Annotated in this window: 13 protein-coding genes and 1 tRNA gene; 8 read left to right on the top strand and 6 right to left on the bottom strand. The window is 72.4% G+C overall.

The window, feature by feature from the left end; genetic code table 11:
* The first annotated feature begins 91 nt into the window (after positions 1-91).
* Positions 92-586 carry a hypothetical protein gene (locus AB0K17_RS21505; protein ID WP_365970231.1) on the top strand — a complete coding sequence of 165 codons (495 nt, stop codon included), beginning with the start codon at positions 92-94 and terminating at the stop codon, positions 584-586.
* 133 nt (positions 587-719) lie between these two features.
* Here the strand turns inward: AB0K17_RS21505 and AB0K17_RS21510 are convergent, their stop codons facing one another.
* On the bottom strand, positions 720-1,409 hold the full coding sequence (locus AB0K17_RS21510) for a pentapeptide repeat-containing protein (protein ID WP_365983891.1): 690 nt from the start codon (positions 1,407-1,409) through the stop codon (positions 720-722).
* A 124-nt stretch (positions 1,410-1,533) separates the two neighbouring features.
* Here AB0K17_RS21510 and AB0K17_RS21515 point away from each other — a divergent pair, with 124 nt between their 5' ends.
* From AB0K17_RS21515 to AB0K17_RS21525, 3 genes are all read left to right on the top strand, one after another.
* On the top strand, positions 1,534-2,550 hold the full coding sequence (locus AB0K17_RS21515; protein ID WP_365970229.1) for a zinc-binding dehydrogenase: 1,017 nt from the start codon (positions 1,534-1,536) through the stop codon (positions 2,548-2,550).
* Between the two features lie 204 nt (positions 2,551-2,754).
* The gene (locus tag AB0K17_RS21520) at positions 2,755-4,293 is read left to right on the top strand and encodes an MFS transporter (protein WP_365970228.1); all 1,539 of its coding nucleotides are present in this window, start codon (positions 2,755-2,757) and stop codon (positions 4,291-4,293) included.
* An 84-nt stretch (positions 4,294-4,377) separates the two neighbouring features.
* Complete coding sequence (locus tag AB0K17_RS21525; RefSeq protein WP_365970227.1) at positions 4,378-4,872, top strand: GNAT family N-acetyltransferase; 495 nt, start codon at positions 4,378-4,380, stop codon at positions 4,870-4,872.
* Positions 4,873-5,084: 212 nt separating this feature from the next.
* Here AB0K17_RS21525 and AB0K17_RS21530 read toward each other — a convergent pair whose 3' ends face one another.
* Positions 5,085-6,191, bottom strand: coding sequence for an aminopeptidase P family protein (locus AB0K17_RS21530; protein ID WP_365983892.1), 1,107 nt, complete (start codon positions 6,189-6,191; stop codon positions 5,085-5,087).
* A 282-nt stretch (positions 6,192-6,473) separates the two neighbouring features.
* Here AB0K17_RS21530 and AB0K17_RS21535 point away from each other — a divergent pair, with 282 nt between their 5' ends.
* Positions 6,474-8,621 carry an MMPL family transporter gene (locus AB0K17_RS21535; protein ID WP_365983893.1) on the top strand — a complete coding sequence of 716 codons (2,148 nt, stop codon included), beginning with the start codon at positions 6,474-6,476 and terminating at the stop codon, positions 8,619-8,621.
* A gap of 71 nt (positions 8,622-8,692) precedes the next feature.
* Here AB0K17_RS21535 and AB0K17_RS21540 read toward each other — a convergent pair.
* Positions 8,693-8,765: transfer RNA gene (locus tag AB0K17_RS21540), tRNA-Thr, on the bottom strand.
* Positions 8,766-8,931: 166 nt separating this feature from the next.
* On the opposite strand from AB0K17_RS21540, the gene ugpC reads away from it, so the two are divergent.
* The 3 genes from ugpC (at position 8,932) to AB0K17_RS21555 (ending at position 11,525) form a co-directional block, all read left to right on the top strand.
* Positions 8,932-10,068, top strand: coding sequence for a sn-glycerol-3-phosphate ABC transporter ATP-binding protein UgpC (ugpC, locus tag AB0K17_RS21545; protein WP_365966243.1), 1,137 nt, complete (start codon positions 8,932-8,934; stop codon positions 10,066-10,068).
* 248 nt (positions 10,069-10,316) lie between these two features.
* The gene (locus AB0K17_RS21550; RefSeq protein ID WP_344432560.1) at positions 10,317-10,736 is read left to right on the top strand and encodes a hypothetical protein; all 420 of its coding nucleotides are present in this window, start codon (positions 10,317-10,319) and stop codon (positions 10,734-10,736) included.
* A gap of 66 nt (positions 10,737-10,802) precedes the next feature.
* On the top strand, positions 10,803-11,525 hold the full coding sequence (locus AB0K17_RS21555; protein ID WP_365966242.1) for a nucleotidyltransferase family protein: 723 nt from the start codon (positions 10,803-10,805) through the stop codon (positions 11,523-11,525).
* 116 nt (positions 11,526-11,641) lie between these two features.
* Here AB0K17_RS21555 and AB0K17_RS21560 read toward each other — a convergent pair whose 3' ends face one another.
* From AB0K17_RS21560 to cysS, 3 genes are all read right to left on the bottom strand, one after another.
* The gene (locus tag AB0K17_RS21560) at positions 11,642-13,234 is read right to left on the bottom strand and encodes a DoxX family membrane protein (protein ID WP_365966241.1); all 1,593 of its coding nucleotides are present in this window, start codon (positions 13,232-13,234) and stop codon (positions 11,642-11,644) included.
* Between the two features lie 157 nt (positions 13,235-13,391).
* Positions 13,392-14,348: a 23S rRNA (guanosine(2251)-2'-O)-methyltransferase RlmB gene (rlmB, locus tag AB0K17_RS21565; protein WP_365966240.1), complete on the bottom strand. Its 957-nt coding sequence runs from the start codon at positions 14,346-14,348 to the stop codon at positions 13,392-13,394.
* Positions 14,349-14,424: 76 nt separating this feature from the next.
* Positions 14,425-15,819 carry a cysteine--tRNA ligase gene (gene cysS / locus AB0K17_RS21570; RefSeq protein WP_365966239.1) on the bottom strand — a complete coding sequence of 465 codons (1,395 nt, stop codon included), beginning with the start codon at positions 15,817-15,819 and terminating at the stop codon, positions 14,425-14,427.
* Positions 15,820-15,992: the final 173 nt, after the last annotated feature.

Here is a 15,992-nt window from a genome sequence, read left to right on the forward strand (position 1 = left end):
GGGGCGCGGGCCCTGTCCCCGTACGTGCCGCCGGGGCAGTACGTACTCTCGCGGCAGTACGTACCCGCGCGGCAGTACGTACCATCGAGGCGTGATCGACCTCGGCTACTCCCTCTCCCGCCGCTTCCCGGACCCGCCCCAGACGGACTACCGGACCGCGGACGTGCACGCCCTGCGGCACGACCTGTTCTGCGGCGACGTCTACCTCGCCGACGTCAAGGCCGACCGGGAGCTGTCCACAGCCTGGGGATGGGTGCCGGTGCTCGACTTCGCCTGGGCCCTGTGCGACATCGTCGAGCAGCTCGACCGCGACCCCCGCGGCAGCCGCTCGGCCACGACGCAGTTCGCCGAGCTCGACTTCACCGAGTCCACCGACTGCCTCGTCTTCGAGCGCCGCTTCGGATGGGTGGACGTCACCGCCGACTGGGCACCCGACGAGGCCCCGCTGACCTTCGGCCACGCCGAGCTGCGCCGCGAGGCCCGCGACTTCCTGCACGACCTGATCGCCGACCTGGCCGACATGCACGAGGGCCTCGCCGACAACCCCGCGATCTGGAACCTGCAGACCCGCTTCCCCCGGGTGTGACATGGCGCCCCTTGAGGGGCGCGGGGCGGTGTCCGATCCGTGGCCGCCGCCGCGTGGCGACGCACGGAACGTCGTCTGCGGGCACGTCGTGGCTGATCGCGCAGTTCCCCGCGCCCCTGCGGGGCGCCCCCCGTCACTCCCCCGGTGCCGCCACCCGCAGGCCTATGTGCGCCGCGAACGCCGGGGCCAGGTCCAGCAGCTGGGCCGGGGTGACGACCGCGCCCGTCAGCCGCTCGATGCCCGCGGCGACGTCCAGCTCGGCCGCCTCGCGCAGGTCGACGTCGGTGAGCCGCGCCCCGGTGAGGTCGGCGCGGCGCAGCACGCAGTCGCGGAAGACCACGCGCTCCAGCGTCGCGCCGCCGAAGTCGGCCTCCGCCAGCACGCAGCCCTCGAAGGTGACGTCCTTGAGCACGGCCGACCGCAGGTTCAGATAGTCGATCTTGCCGCCGCGCACCAGGACCCGCTCCAGCACGGCGCCGTGCAGCTGCGTCCCGCCCAGGCGCGCATCCCGTATCTCGACGTCCCGCAGGGACGCCCCGGCCAGCCCGGTGCCCACCCCGCGCGGCGCGTCCAGGACGCAGTCGGCGAACCGGGCCCGGCCGAGCCCCGTGTCGTCCAGCACGCATCGCTCGAACAGACAGTCGATGAAGCGCGACGTGGCGCCGTCCTGCCCCGTGAAGTCGGCCTCCCGGAAGCCGACCCCCTCGTGATCACCCTCGGGCTCCAGCCCCACGCCCTCGTACGTCCACAGCTCCGGAAGCCGCACCTGCGGCAGGCGTGGAAGACGTGCTGCTGTGCCCTGCCCGCGCCTCGCGTTCGTCATGGTCCCACCGTGCCACAGGGCACTGACAACGGCCTGTGAGCAGGGAGTTCGGGCCTTGACCTCAAGTCCGGTCGAGGTCGCAGACTCGGTGCGGCAATCCCCTTTTCCACCGAGGAGCTCCTCCATGCACGCAGTCCGGCTGCACGCCTTCGGCCCCGCCGAGAACCTCACCCACGAGCGCACCGACGACCCGCTCCCGGGCCCCGGCCAGGTCCGCATCGCGGTGGCCGCCGCCGGCGTGCACCTCGTCGACACCACCCAGCGCGAGGGCGACCCGAACGGCCCGTACGAGCTGCCCGAGCTGCCGTACGTCCCAGGGCGCGAGGTCGCCGGCACCGTCGACGCGCTCGGCGCGGGCACCGACCCCGCCTGGCTCGGCGCCCGCGTCGTCGCCCACCTGGGCCGCGATGTCCCCGGCGGCGGCTACGCCGAGCTGGCGGTGACCGATGCGGACCGGCTGCACCGGCTGCCCGCCGGGCTGGACGAGGCCGCCGCGATCGCCATGATCGGTACGGGCCGCACCGCGCTCGGCATCCTCTCCTTCACCGACCTGACCGCCGACGACGTCGTGGTCGTGCCCGCCGCGGCCGGCGGCATCGGCTCCCTGCTCGTGCAGTACGCCCGCAACGCCGGTGCCACCGTCGTGGCCCTGGCCGGCGGGCCGGCCAAGGTGGCGCACGCCCGCGGGCTGGGCGCGCACATCGCGCTGGACTACACCGACCCCGCGTGGCCGGAAGCCGCCCGGGCCGCCCTCGGCGGGCGCGCGGCCACCGTCGTCCTCGACGGCGTCGGCGGCGACGTCGCCCGCGAGGCCGTCGGCCTGCTCGGGCCCGGCGGGCTGCACCTGGTCTTCGGCTGGTCCTCGCAGGGCCGCACGGGCGCCGCCGCCGGCGGGCAGCTCGACCCCGAGGAGCTCGCCGCGCGGGGAATCACCTCGCGCAGCGTTCTGGGTCCGGCCATGCTGGAACGTTTCGGCGGTGGCCAGGCGGGCCTCCGGCGGCTCGAGGAACTCTCCCTGGCCGAGGCCGCCGCCGGCCACGTCGTCCCCACCGTGCACCGCTTCCCGCTCGCCCGGGCCGCCGACGCCCACCGGGCCCTGGAGACGCGCGGCACCATGGGCAAGGTCGTCCTGGTGCCGTGAGTTCCCCGACGGCCCGCAGTCGGGGGAAGGGCAGTGCCCCTCTGCGGGCACGTCGTGGCTTGTCGCGCCCACGCGGCGGCAGCCGCAGATGGATACTGCCCCGCGCCCCTTCGGGCCTCCGCATTCCGCGCGCGTACGTCACCCACAGGGCCTACGCTGGACTGCGACCGACCGCGCCCGGCACACGTCGAGAGCAGGTGCGTGATGAGCTCGGCGAACCAGCCCCCCATATCCCCGCCCCACCGGCCCGGTACCGAGCCCGACCCCCGACGCTGGTGGGGACTGGTCGTCATCGCCGTCGCCCAGCTCATGGTCGTCCTCGACGCCACCATCGTGAACATCGCCCTGCCCTCCGCCCAGCGCGCGCTCGGCATGTCCGACAGCAACCGGCAATGGGTCATCACCGCCTACACCCTCGCCTTCGGCGGGCTCCTGCTGCTCGGGGGCAGGATCGCCGACCTCGCCGGCCGCAAGCGCACCTTCTGCACCGGGCTCATCGGCTTCGCCGCCGCCTCCGCGATCGGCGGCGCCGCGCACAGCTCCGGGGTGCTCTTCGCGGCGCGCGCCCTGCAGGGCGCCTTCGGCGCCCTCCTCGCGCCCTCCGCGCTGTCCCTGCTGACCACGACCTTCACCGACCGCAGGGAACGCAGCAAGGCCTTCGGCATCTACGGCGCCATCGCCGGCGGCGGCGCCGCCATCGGACTGATCGCCGGCGGGCTGCTCACCGAGTACCTCGACTGGCGCTGGTGCCTGTACGTGAACGTGCCCATCGCCCTCGCGGCCCTCCTCGGCGCCCTGGCCCTGCTGCACGACCACCGGCCCGACCGGGCGCACCGCCCCTCCCTCGACCTGCCCGGCGTCCTGCTCGGCTGCGGAGGGCTCGTGGCCATCGTCTACGCCTGCAGCGAGGCCGAACCGCGCGGCTGGGGCGACCCGCTCGTCCTCGGCCTGCTGTGCGGCGGCGTCGCGCTGCTCGTGGCCTTCGCGCTGTGGCAGCAGCGCACGCCGCACCCGCTGCTGCCCGTGCACGTCCTGCGCGACCGCAACCGCGGCGGAGCGGTGCTCACGATGGGGCTCGCCGTGATCGCCATGTTCGGGATGTTCCTGTTCATGACCTACTACCTGCAGGTCGTGCTCGGCTACTCCCCCGTGCGCACCGGGCTGGCCTTCCTGCCGGTCACCGCGTCCATCGTCCTCGCCTCGACGCAGATCTCCGCGCGGCTGATGAACCACCTGCCGCCGCGGCTCCTCATGGGCCCCGGCACGCTCCTCGCCGCGTCCGGGCTCTTCCTGTTGACCTTCCTGCCGGTCGAACCGGCGTACGTCTCGCACGTCCTGCCGGCGGAAGTGCTGGTGGGCCTGGGGATGGGGCTGACCTTCATGCCCGTCATGGACGTCGCCACCCGCGGCGTCGCCCCACAGGACTCGGGCGTCACCTCCGCCACGGTCAACACGGCGCAGCAGGTGGGCGGTTCCGTCGGCACGGCCCTGCTCAACACGATTGCGACGTCGGCGGGAACGGCGTACGTGGCCGCACGGGCCAAGGCGGGAGTCGCGGGGGTGGCGGTGGCCAAGGCCGGGGTGGTGCACGGGTTCAACGTGGCGATCGGGTGGGCGGCGGTCATCATGCTGGCGGCCGGACTGGTGGCGACGATGCTGGTGACGGCGGAGGCGCCGAAGCGGGGCCGCCCGGAGGGCGGGTACCCGGCGACGTACGACCCGCACCGCATGCGGGCGGAGTAGCACCGGGGCGGTGCGGGCCGGTGGGCCGCGCGCCCCGCGAAATTCGGTGGCGGGTCGTGCCCGGGCGGCCCCATCCTCACCCCCATGCTCATCCGAGACGCCGAGGCCGCCGACTGGCCCGCCGTGTGGCCGATCTTCCGTGCCGTCACCGCCGCCGGTGACACCTACACCTATCCCCGCGACCTCGCGCCCGACGTGGCCCGTTCGTGGTGGATGCTCGACGCCCCCGGGCGCACCGTCGTGGCCGTGGACGACGACGGTGCGGTTGTGGGGACCGCCAAGATGAACCCCAACCAGGCCGGCGGCGGCTCCCACGTCGCCAGCGCCAGCTTCATGGTCGCGCCCGGCCACCGCCGCCGCGGCGTCGGCCGGGCGCTGGGGGAGCACGCCCTCGCGTGGGCCCGCGCCGAGGGCTACCGCGGCATGCAGTTCAACGCCGTCGTCGAGGCGAACACCCCGGCCGTCGCCCTCTGGCACTCCCTCGGCTTCGCCGTCGTCGGCACCGTGCCCGAGGGCTTCCGGTTGCCGGACGGGACGTACACGGGACTGCTCGTCATGTACCAGCGGCTCCGCGACTAGGCCGCGTCCGGCGGCTCAGGCAGGCCCCGTAAGGGGCGCGGGGAACTGCGCGACAAGCCACGACGTGCCCGCAGTGGCGTGTCAGCTGCGGGCCGTCCGTGGTTGATCGCGCCCACGCGGCGCAGCCGCAGATCGACACCGCCCCGCGCCCCTGACGGGGCGCCGTGGTGGCGCGTGACGAAGATCCGCCGGACACGGCCTGGGCCACCGCGTCATGCCACCACGCGCAGCTCCCGCGCGGTGTTGTTCAGGCGGCGGGCGCCGGTCTCCGTGCAGGCGACGATGTCCTCGATGCGGACGCCGAAGCGGCCGGGCAGGTAGATGCCCGGTTCGATGGAGAAGCACATGCCCGGCACGAGCGGCAGGTGTTCGCCCTCGACCATGTAGGGCGGTTCGTGCGTGGTGACGCCGATGCCGTGGCCGGTGCGGTGGATGAAGTACTCGCCGTAGCCGGCGCGGCGGATGATCTGGCGGGCGACGCGGTCGATCTCCTGGCAGGCGACGCCGGGGCGGACCGCTTCGAACGCCGCCTGCTGCGCCTCGCGCACCAGGTCGTGGACCTTGCGCTCCTCGGCGGTGGGCTCCCCCACGTGGACGGTGCGGGTCGTGTCGGAGCCGTAGCCGTCCTTCAGGCCACCGAAGTCGAGGACGACCATGTCGCCGTCCTCGATGACGCGGTCGCCGGCCTCGTGGTGGGGGTTGGCGCCGTTGGGGCCCGAGCCGACGATCGTGAAGTCGACCTGGCTGTGCCCGTGCTCGCGCAGCAGCCGGGCGAGGTCGGCGGCGACCTCGTCCTCGCGACGACCGGCGAAGGGCAGCCGCACGATCTCCTCGAACGTGGCGTCGGCCGCGGCTCCCGCGGCGGCGAGCAGGTCGGTCTCGTGGGCGTCCTTGACGGCCCGCAGCATGGGCAGGGCCTCGGTGAGGGCGCCGAGACCGAGTCCGGGGACGGTGCGTTGCAGGGCGAGCAGGTGCAGGGCCCAGGCGTTGTCGGAGATGCCGTAACGTCCCTGCGGAGTCAGCTGTTTGGCGACGGCGGCGTAGGGGTTCTCGCCGTCGACCCAGCCGGTCAGGGACAGGGCGCCGGCTCCCGGGGCCTTTTCCGCATCAGGTCGTTCGAGCTGGGGTACGAACAACTGGGGCCGCCGGCCCGGCGCCAGGAGCAGCACCGTCAGCCGTTCGGTGGCGGCGGGGGGCGCGTAGCCGCACAGCCAGACGAGGTCGGGGCCGGGTGTGACGATCAGCCCGGCGAGCCCGGCGTCGGCGGCCGTGCGGGCGGCACGGTCCATGCGGGCTGCGTAGAAGTCGACATCGCTCATGGGGGCAGCGTAGTCCCGTGTCATCCAGCTGCAGGTGGTCGGCGCCGCCGTCTCTACCCCACGGGTGAGAGGCCCTCATCCCCAGGATCGATTTACCCCTGATTCCGCAGAACTTTGTTGTCTCCGGGGAACCCGCATCCCTAGCGTGTTCATGCCCGTGCTGCACGCCCGTCGAAAAGCCGGTCCCGTCCGAAGGAGGGGGTCGGCGCACAACCCTGCCCATTTGCACGACGAGAAGCAAGAGCGCGAACGACGCGCGGAAAAGGAAGTTGAAGGAGCATCATGTTCCGAGGAGTCGGGCGGTTCGCCGTCCACCGGCCCTGGCTCACGATCGCGGGCTGGATCATTGCAGCCGTGGCGCTCGCCATGCTGGCCCCTGGCCTGAAGTCCACCACCGACGAGACCGAGTTCCTGCCTTCGCACTATGAATCCGTGCAGGTGGGGAATCTGACGCAGAAGGCGTTCCCGCAGACCGAGCAGCCGACCGCCATCGGTGTCTTCCAGCGGTCCGACGGCGGGAAGCTGTCCGAGACCGACAAGCGTGACGTCGCGAAGGTGACGAGCGGTCTGGACGCCAAGCACCGTCCGAAGATCGCCAAGGTGGTCACCAACGAGCAGGCCGTCTCCCCCAACGGGGAAATAGCCCTGGCCAACGTCTATCCCACCACCAAGAACAGCTTCGACGACGCACTGCCCGATTCCGTCAAGGCGTTGCGCGAGGACGCCAAGGAACTGCTCAAGGGCACCCAGCTGAAGCTGGGCTTCACCGGTCCGGCCGCGCAGGCGCTGGACTCGAAGGACTCGTCCGGCGACACCGACTCGATGGTCATGTCGGCGACGTTCCTGCTGATCATCGTGCTGCTGCTGGTCATCTTCCGCAGCCCGCTGATCGCCATCATGCCGGTGATCATCATCGGTATCGTGGCCACCGTCGCCACGGGTCTGATCGGCACCGCCGCCGAGGTGGGCGGTCTGAAGGCGGACGCCTCGATCACGGCGATCCTCATCGTCGTCCTCTTCGGCGTCGGCACCGACTACATCCTCTTCCTGCTCTTCCGCTACCGCGAGCACCTGCGCGCCGGTCAGGAGCCCAAGCAGGCCCTCGTGGAGGCCGTCGCCCGCGTCGGCGAGACCATCGCCTCGGCGGCGGGTGCCGTCATCGCGGCCTTCCTCGCGCTGCTGCTGTCCACGATGGGCATGATGCGGGCGATGGGCCCGTCCCTGGCCATCGCCGTTGCCGTGACGCTGGTCGCGGCGCTGACCCTGGTGCCGGCGGTGTTCTCGCTGCTGGGCCGGGCGGCCTTCTGGCCGTCGAAGGCGTGGAAGAAGACCCCGCGGAATCGTTTCGCGAACGGCGTGGGCGACCTCGTCGCCCGCCGTCCCGGCATCGTCGCCGTGCTCTCCACCGCCGTCCTGGCCGTACTGGCGGTCGGCGCCCTGAGCTTCAAGGCGGAGTTCGACACCAGCAGCCAGATGCCGCAGAAGCTCGAGTCGGTCCAGGCCATGAAGGACATGCAGCGCGGCTTCTCCGCCGGCCAGTCCGACCCGGCCATGGTCTACCTCAAGAGCAAGGACGGCTCCCGCCTCAAGCCCGCCGAGATCGAGGCGTTCCGCGGCAAGCTGGAGGGCATCGAGGGCGTGACCTCCCCGGTCGCCCCGGCCGTCGCCAACCCCGACGGCAGCGTCGCCCAGTACCGCGTGGTGCTGAAGTACGCGCCGACCTCGGACGAGGCCATCGACCTGGCCGGCGGCGATCTGCGCAAGACCAGCCACAAGGCGGCGCCCGAGGGCACCGAGGCGCTCGTCGGCGGCACCTCCGCGGTGCTGGCCGACATCGAGGACGCGGTCGGCCACGACTACCGGGTCGTCTTCCCCGTCGCCGGCGTCGCGATCATGGTCATCCTCGGCCTGCTGCTGCGCAGCCTGGTGGCCCCGTGGTACCTGATGATCGCCGTGGCCCTCGGCTTCGGCGCCACCCTCGGCTCCACGGTCTGGCTCTTCCAGGACTACAAGGGCGAGAACGGCCTGCTGTTCATGCTGCCGGTGATCGTCTACCTCTTCGTGGTGGCCATCGGCACGGACTACAACATCCTCATGGTCGCCCGCCTGCGCGAGGAGGTGCGCCGCGGCATCCCGGCCCGGGAGGCCGTCCGCACGGCGGTCGCCCAGTCCACGCCGACCGTCTCGGCGGCCGCGATCATCCTCGCCGGCACCTTCGGCGTGCTGATCCTGGCCGACAACTCGATGCTGCAGCAGATGGGCTTCGCCGTCGGCTTCGGCATCCTGCTCACCGCCTTCATCATGGCGATGCTGCTGGTCCCGACGGTCACCTCGCTGCTGGGCCACAAGGCCTGGTGGCCCGGTCACCAGGACGAGCCGCAGGGCGAGGCCGCCCGGTCGGCCGAAGCGGGCGAGCGGATCCGCGCGTAGCGATCCGGCGAGAACGCCGAAACCGCAGGTCCCTCGGGGAGGGGCCTGCGGTTTCGTGTAGGTGGGGAGAGAGCCGCCTGTCGGGCTCGAACCGACGACCTTCGCTTTACAAGAGCGGTGCTCTACCAGCTGAGCTAAGGCGGCGTGCGTGTCGCAGTCTACCCACACCCGCATTGTGACCCGCCACCTGCTGACAAGCGCTTGCCGCCCGGGTACCGTCACCAGCACTCCCGTCCTATTGGACTGGACCACTCCCTCTACAACGGATCGTCCGGCACGTTCCTGCCGGTGAAGGGACCACCACACCACCATGGCCACGGTCACGTACGACAAGGCGTCCAGGATCTACCCCGGCGCCGAGAAGCCCGCCGTCGACCAGCTCGACATCACCATCGAGGACGGGGAGTTCCTGGTCCTCGTCGGACCCTCCGGCTGCGGCAAGTCCACCTCGCTGCGGATGCTGGCGGGGCTGGAGGACGTCGACTCCGGCGCGATCCGCATCGGCGACCGCGACGTCACCCACCTGCCGCCCAAGGACCGGGACATCGCCATGGTGTTCCAGAACTACGCGCTCTACCCGCACATGACCGTCGCCGAGAACATGGGCTTCGCGCTGAAGATCGCCGGCGTGCCCAAGGCGGAGATCCGGCAGAAGGTCGAGGACGCGGCCCGCATCCTGGACCTCACCGAGTACCTGGGCCGCAAGCCCAAGGCGCTCTCCGGCGGTCAGCGCCAGCGCGTGGCCATGGGCCGGGCCATCGTGCGCGAGCCGCAGGTGTTCCTCATGGACGAGCCGCTGTCCAACCTCGACGCCAAGCTGCGCGTGCAGACCCGTACGCAGATCGCGAGCCTGCAGCGGCGGTTGGGGATCACGACGGTGTACGTCACGCACGACCAGGTCGAGGCGATGACCATGGGCGACCGGGTGGCGGTCCTCAAGGACGGCCTGCTGCAGCAGGTCGACTCCCCCCGCAACATGTACGACCGCCCGGCCAACCTGTTCGTCGCGGGCTTCATCGGCTCGCCCGCGATGAACCTCGTCGAGGTGCCGATCACCGACGGCGGCGTGAAGTTCGGCAACAGCGTGGTGCCCGTCTCCCGCGAGGCGCTGACCACCGCCGCCGACAAGGGCGACCGCACGGTCACCGTCGGCGTGCGCCCCGAGCACTTCGACGTCGTGGAGCAGAACGGCGAGGCCGCGCGCTCACTGAGCAAGGAGTCCGCCGACGACCCGGCCGGCGTGGCCGTGACCGTCAACGTCGTCGAGGAGCTCGGCGCCGACGGCTACGTCTACGGCACCGCCGAGGTCGGCGGCGCGCAGCAGGACCTCGTGGTGCGCGTGAACGGCCGCCGGGTGCCGGAGAAGGGCTCGGTGCTGCACGTCGTGCCGCGCCCGGGCGAGCTGCACGTGTTCTCCACGTCCTCCGGCGAGCGCCTGAGCGACTGACCCGGGCCACCCCCGCAGAACCCCGCGCCGCCCGCGCTCCGTACACCATGCGTTACGCCATGTGTGCGGACCGGGCGGCGTGGGGTATGCGTCTGCGCCGGCCCGGTGATCGCACGGGAAAATACCCTGGCAGATCACCCATTTCGACCAGCGTGCGTCAACGCGGTCGTCATATCGCCTCCCGACGACATCCCTCGACCGGGTGACTAAATGTCGCGCGCCCATTACCCCTCGCTACCATCTGCGGCATGAACCAGGCCGCCCGCCGCATCGGCAGAACTCTCGCTCTCGTCCTCCCGGTCGTTCTCGTGCTCTCGGGGACCCTCGCGGTCACGCGCGTTCCCTGGGCCGCTCCGAACGCCGAGTCGCAGGTGCTCACCGCATCCTCGGAGAACGCCTCCACCGTCGCCAAGGCGCGCGCCCCGCACGAGGTCCTGCGCGACCGGCTGCTGGGCGAACTCCAGGAGAAGAACCCCGGGGTCGCGCTCACCCACCTGCAGGAGGCGACCAACGGCCGCCCCTCGCTGGCCCAGCACTGCGTGGAGATCGCCCGCGCCCTGGGCCAGGCCGCGGTCAAGAAGTACCGCTCGGTCAAGCAGGCGCAGTCCTACGCCCGCCCCGTCTGCGACACGGCCTTCGCGGCCGGTGTCGTCCAGGGTGGCCACTGACGGTCCACGGCTCCGGGCGGGCCACCGGCGACGGCTCCGCTCGCGGCACGGCATATCGTGCGGAGCATGACCGGCACGCAGCCCTCCCCGTATCCGACCCAAGCCGTGATCCTGGCCGGTGGCCAAGGATCACGGCTTCGCCCTTACACGGACGACCGTCCCAAGCCGATGGTCGAGATCCCCGGCACCGGGGTCCCGATCATCGGCCATCAGCTCGCCTGGCTGGCGGCCGAGGGAGTGACGGACGCGGTCGTCTCCTGCGGCCACCTGGCCGAGGTCCTCGAGGACTGGCTCGCCTCGGCCGACCTGCCGCTGCGCGTGACGACGGTGGTGGAGAAGGAACCGCTCGGCCGGGGCGGCGGCCTGAAGTACGCCGCCGCCTCCCTGCCCCGGCCCGACGAGCCGTGGTACGCCACCAACGGCGACATCTGGACCCGCTTCTCCCTGCGCGAGATGGCGGCCTTCCACCACGAGCGCGACGCCCTGGCCACGCTGGCGCTGGCCCGTCCCCGCATCCCCTGGGGCGCGGTGGAGACCAACGAGTTCGGGCACGTGCTGGACTTCATCGAGGCGCCCCCGTCCCCGTACCTGATCAACGCGGGCGTGTACGTCTTCGCCCCCGGCTTCACGGCGCTGCTGCCGGAGCGGGGCGACCACGAGCGCACCACGTTCCCCCGACTGGCCCGTGAGCGCCGGCTGGCGGGCTTCCCGCTGCCGCAGGGCGCGTACTGGCGGGCCATCGACACGGCCAAGGACCTCACCGAGGCCGCCAAGGAGCTGGCCCGCTAAGCGCCCGTAGGGGCGCGGGGAACTGCGCGACAAGCCACCGACGGCCCGCACATGTCGAATGCGGGCCGTCGGTGGCCGATCGCGCAGTTCCCCGCGCCCCTATGGGGCGGCGGGTGTCAGCCCAGCAGGCCGCCGAGGGCGCCGCCGCCGGAGCCGTTGCCCGGGCCGCTGGAGCCGCTGCCGGCGCCGGTGCCGCTCGTGCCGCCCGTGGACGAGCCCGAGGAGCTGTGCGGCGGGGCCGCGGGGGCCGGGGCCTGGTGCGGGCTCTGCGGAGCCGGGCGGACGCTGCCGGTGCTGCCCGGGCCGGCCCCCGTGGCCCCGGCCGAACCGGCCGGCGTACGGGTGCCGGGCGCCGCCGAGGGCGTGGCCCCGGGCACCGCGGGCTTGTGGGTCGCGCCCGGCTTGGGCGTCCCGGAGGCGGAGGGGCCGTGCGAGCCGTGCCGCGCCGAGGACGACGGCGACTGCGGCAGCGGCGAGCCGGGCAGGCTGTTGGCCGGGATCGTGGGCGTGCCCGGGGTCTCGGCGACCCGCGAGGAGCGGACGGCGCCGCCGAGCATCGAGCCGGTGAGCAGCGCCAGACCGATGACGACGGTCGCCATGACCGTGCCCCGCCGCAGCACCCGCCGGCGCAGCGCCCACAACTCGGCGCGCGGCCCGAGCCGCCGCCAGGCCTCGCCGGCCAGCCGGCCGTCGATGGAGTAGAACGGGGCCCCGGCGATCACCAGGGGGCTCCACGCGGCCAGGTAGATGATGTCGGGGGCGTCGTAGACGGGGGCGCTCTGCCAGCTGACGGTGACCAGCAGCACGGCGGACAGCAGGGCGCCGATGGCGGCGGCGAGCCGCTGCCAGAGGCCGAAGAGAGTCAGGACGCCGACGACGATCTGCAGGAAGGCCACCGTCAGGCCGGAGCCGATGGGGTGGGCGAGGGCGAAGTCCCGCAGGGGCTCGGCGGCGCTCCAGGGGTGCAGGTGCCGCAGCCAGTTGACCATGGAGCCGCGGCGGCTGCCGCCGTCGAAGTAGGCGGGGTCGCACAGCTTGCCCATGCCGGCGTAGACCGAGCTGAGGCCGAGGAAGATCCGCAGGGGCAGCAGGACGACGCCGAGGTTCATCCGGCGCCCGGGGTAGTAGGCGTGGCGCAGGGGGTCGCCCTGCCGGCCGCGCCGCTCCTCGTCGTCGTCGTGCTCGGCGTCGTAGTCCGGGTAGTCCTCGTACGGACCGTGCGCCCCGGCGTCCTCGTCGTACGCGCTGCCGGTGGGACGCACCCCGTCCAGGAGGCGGGGGTGGGACCCGGTGGCCTCGGCGGGGCCGCGGGGGCCGATGACGGTGGTGGGGGCGTCGTCGCCGACGGCGATGCGGGGCAGGACCTGCGTGGCGCCGGCGTCGCCGCCGGCGTGCAGGGGGGCGCCGGAGTCCCTGACGGCCTCCAGGAGCTGGGTGGAGGCGTCGCCCGGCCCCGTCCGCCCGCTCCACACCACGGGGGCGCGGCGCCTGGCCGCGCTCTTGGCGGTGGGCAGCGCCGAATCCGCTCCCCCGGCGAAGGGCCGGGTGGTGCGTGGGGGGCGGGCGAGCTGCACCCGGAAGCTCATGTGGTTGACGATGACCTGCGCCGGATCCGACGGCACCTTCACCGTACTCAGCGCGGGCTGGTCGTCGTACCCGGAAGAGCTTCCCCCCGTAGGTGTGCGGGGTGTTCTGGTGTCCACACTCATCTAACCGAGTGACCGGAGGTTAGGACACTGCCTTGACCGGTTGGATGTGTCCGAGACCCGTCAACATCATCAGCCAAACGCACGGCGGCCGGGGAGATCGTCCCCGGCCGCCCGAAACGTCGTCGATGTGCGTCGTCGGAGGTGTCCGACGTCGGTGTCAGCGCTGTGCGCGCCGGCGCGCGGCCTCGTAGAGCACCACGCCGGCGGCGACACCGGCGTTGAGCGACTCGGCGCCGCCCGGCATCGGGATGCGCACGCGGTAGTCGCAGGTCTCGCCGACGAGGCGGGACAGGCCCTTGCCCTCGCTGCCCACGACGATCACGACGGGGCCGTCGAGGACGTCGAGCTCGTGCAGCTCGACGTCGCCGTCGGCGGCGAGGCCGACGACCATCAGGCCCTCCTTCTGGTACCCCTCCAAGGCGCGCGTCATGTTCGTGGCGCGGGCGACGGGGGTGCGCGCGGCGGTGCCGGCGGAGGTCTTCCAGGCGCTGGCGGTCATGCCGGCCGCGCGGCGCTCGGGGACGACGACGCCGTGGCCGCCGAAGGCGGAGACGGAGCGCACGACGGCGCCGAGGTTGCGCGGGTCGGTGATGCCGTCGAGGGCGACGATCAGCGGGTCCTCGCCGTCGTCGAGGGCGGCGGCGGAGAGGTCCTCGGGGTACGCGTAGTCGTACGGCGGCACCGACAGGACCAGGCCCTGGTGGTTGAGCCCGTTGGTCATGCGGTCGAGCTCCGGGCGCGGCGCCTCCATGAGGTTCATGCCGCGCTCGGTGGCCAGCTGCAGCGCCTCGCGCACGCGCTCGTCGCTGTCGACGAACTGCTGGACGTACAGGGTGTTGGCCGGCACGCCCTCGCGCAGCGCCTCGACGACGGAGTTGCGGCCGACGACCAGCTCGTTGGTGCCCTTGGGGCCGCCGCGGCGCGGGGCCGGGCGGCGGGCGGCGTGCTTGGCCTGGGCGTTGGCCACGCGGTTCTTCTTGTGTCCCTTGCGCATGTGCGCGGGCGGGGTCGGGCCCTTGCCCTCCAGCCCCCGGCGCCGCTGGCCGCCGCTGCCGACCGTCGCGCCCTTCTTGTTGGACGTGCGGCGGTTCCTGCGCTGGCTGTTGCCGGCCATGGGGGTCACCTGTTTCTTCACTGCTCGGAGCCGCGTGGGAGGCGGCTCCTCTTAGACGTACGTACGAAAGTGTCCCTCAGGACAGGGTCCAACGCGGGCCGGAGGGAGTGTCCTCGATCACCAGGCCGGACTGCTGGAGGCTGTCGCGGATGGCATCGGCGGTGGCGTAGTCCTTGCGGGTGCGGGCGGCCTCGCGCTGGTCGAGCACCAGGCGGACCAGGGAGTCCACCACGCCGTGCAGCTCCTCGCCCTTGCCACCGTCGGCGCCGGCCCACTGCGCGTCCAGCGGGTCGAGGCCGAGCACGCCGAGCATGGCACGGACCTCGGCCAGGCGGGCGACCGCGGCGTCCTTGTCGTCGGCGGTCAGGGCGGAGTTGCCCTGGCGGACGGCGGTGTGGACCACGGCCAGGGCCTGGGGCACGCCGAAGTCGTCGTCCATGGCCTCGGCGAAGGCCGGGGGCACCTCGTCGGCGGGCTCGACCGGGCCGGCGAGCTCCACGACGCGCTGCATGAAGCCCTCGATGCGGGCGAAGGCCGCCTCGGCCTCGCGCAGCGCCTCCGGGCTGTACTCGATCATCGAGCGGTAGTGCGGGGTGCCGAGGTAGTAGCGCAGGACGATGGGCCGCCACTGCTTGACCATCTCGGAGACGAGGACGGAGTTGCCGAGGGACTTCGACATCTTCTCGCCGCTCATGGTGACCCAGGCGTTGTGCAGCCAGTACGAGGCGAAGGCGTCGCCGAAGGCCTTGGCCTGGGCGATCTCGTTCTCGTGGTGCGGGAAGATCAGGTCCAGGCCGCCGCCGTGGATGTCGAAGGCCTCGCCCAAGTACTTGTGGGCCATCGCCGAGCACTCCAGGTGCCAGCCGGGGCGGCCGCGGCCCCAGGGGGTCTCCCAGGACGGCTCGCCCGGCTTGGCGGCCTTCCACATGGCGAAGTCGCGGGGGTCGCGCTTGCCGGTCTCGCCCTCGCCGGAGGGCTGCAGGAGGTTGTCCAGCTCCTGGTTGGACAGCTCCAGGTAGCCGGGGAAGGAGCGCACGTCGAAGTAGACGTTGCCGTCGGAGACGTAGGCGTGACCGCGCTCGATCAGGCCGCGCATCATCTCGACCATCTCGGTGACGTGGCCGGTGGCGCGGGGCTCGACGGTGGGCGGCAGGCAGCCGAGGGCGGCGTAGCCGTCATTGAAGGCGCGCTCGTTCTCGTAGCCGATCGCCCACCAGGGGCGGCCCTGCTCGGCGCCCTTCGCGAGGATCTTGTCGTCGATGTCCGTGACGTTGCGCACGAAGGTGACGTCGTAGCCGCGGTGGGCGAACCAGCGGCGCATGATGTCGAAGTTCAGACCCGACCGGATGTGTCCGATGTGGGGCGCAGCCTGCACGGTCGCGCCGCACAGGTAGATCGAGACGCAGCCCGGCCGCAGCGGGGAGAAGTCACGGATCTGCCGGGCGCTGGTGTCATACAGGCGAATGGTCACGGAACCAGGGTAGTGGGCCGTGGGCAGTGCCTCGCCCCGCCGAAAGGCCGGAAAGCCAGGGTTTGCGGGTCTGCTGCAGCGGAGGGATACATTCCGCGGAACCTGCCCGCCTTCTTTGACGTCTCTTTACTATCTGCACATGATAAAGAGCCGCATGGTAGCTTCGCCGGGCG

The sequence above is a fragment of the Streptomyces sp. NPDC049585 genome (genome assembly GCF_040675615.1).
GTDB classification, from domain to species: Bacteria; Actinomycetota; Actinomycetes; order Streptomycetales; family Streptomycetaceae; genus Streptomyces; species Streptomyces luteosporeus.

Coding starts and splice junctions, on each gene's coding strand:
- AB0K17_RS21510 (WP_365983891.1), bottom strand. CDS start 1,409: ATGACGAACGCGAGGCGCGGGCAGGGCACAGCAGCACGTCTTCCACGC.
- AB0K17_RS21515 (WP_365970229.1), top strand. CDS start 1,534: ATGCACGCAGTCCGGCTGCACGCCTTCGGCCCCGCCGAGAACCTCACC.
- AB0K17_RS21520 (WP_365970228.1), top strand. CDS start 2,755: ATGAGCTCGGCGAACCAGCCCCCCATATCCCCGCCCCACCGGCCCGGT.
- AB0K17_RS21525 (WP_365970227.1), top strand. CDS start 4,378: ATGCTCATCCGAGACGCCGAGGCCGCCGACTGGCCCGCCGTGTGGCCG.
- AB0K17_RS21530 (WP_365983892.1), bottom strand. CDS start 6,191: ATGAGCGATGTCGACTTCTACGCAGCCCGCATGGACCGTGCCGCCCGC.
- AB0K17_RS21535 (WP_365983893.1), top strand. CDS start 6,474: ATGTTCCGAGGAGTCGGGCGGTTCGCCGTCCACCGGCCCTGGCTCACG.
- ugpC (WP_365966243.1), top strand. CDS start 8,932: ATGGCCACGGTCACGTACGACAAGGCGTCCAGGATCTACCCCGGCGCC.
- AB0K17_RS21550 (WP_344432560.1), top strand. CDS start 10,317: ATGAACCAGGCCGCCCGCCGCATCGGCAGAACTCTCGCTCTCGTCCTC.
- AB0K17_RS21555 (WP_365966242.1), top strand. CDS start 10,803: ATGACCGGCACGCAGCCCTCCCCGTATCCGACCCAAGCCGTGATCCTG.
- AB0K17_RS21560 (WP_365966241.1), bottom strand. CDS start 13,234: ATGAGTGTGGACACCAGAACACCCCGCACACCTACGGGGGGAAGCTCT.
- rlmB (WP_365966240.1), bottom strand. CDS start 14,348: ATGGCCGGCAACAGCCAGCGCAGGAACCGCCGCACGTCCAACAAGAAG.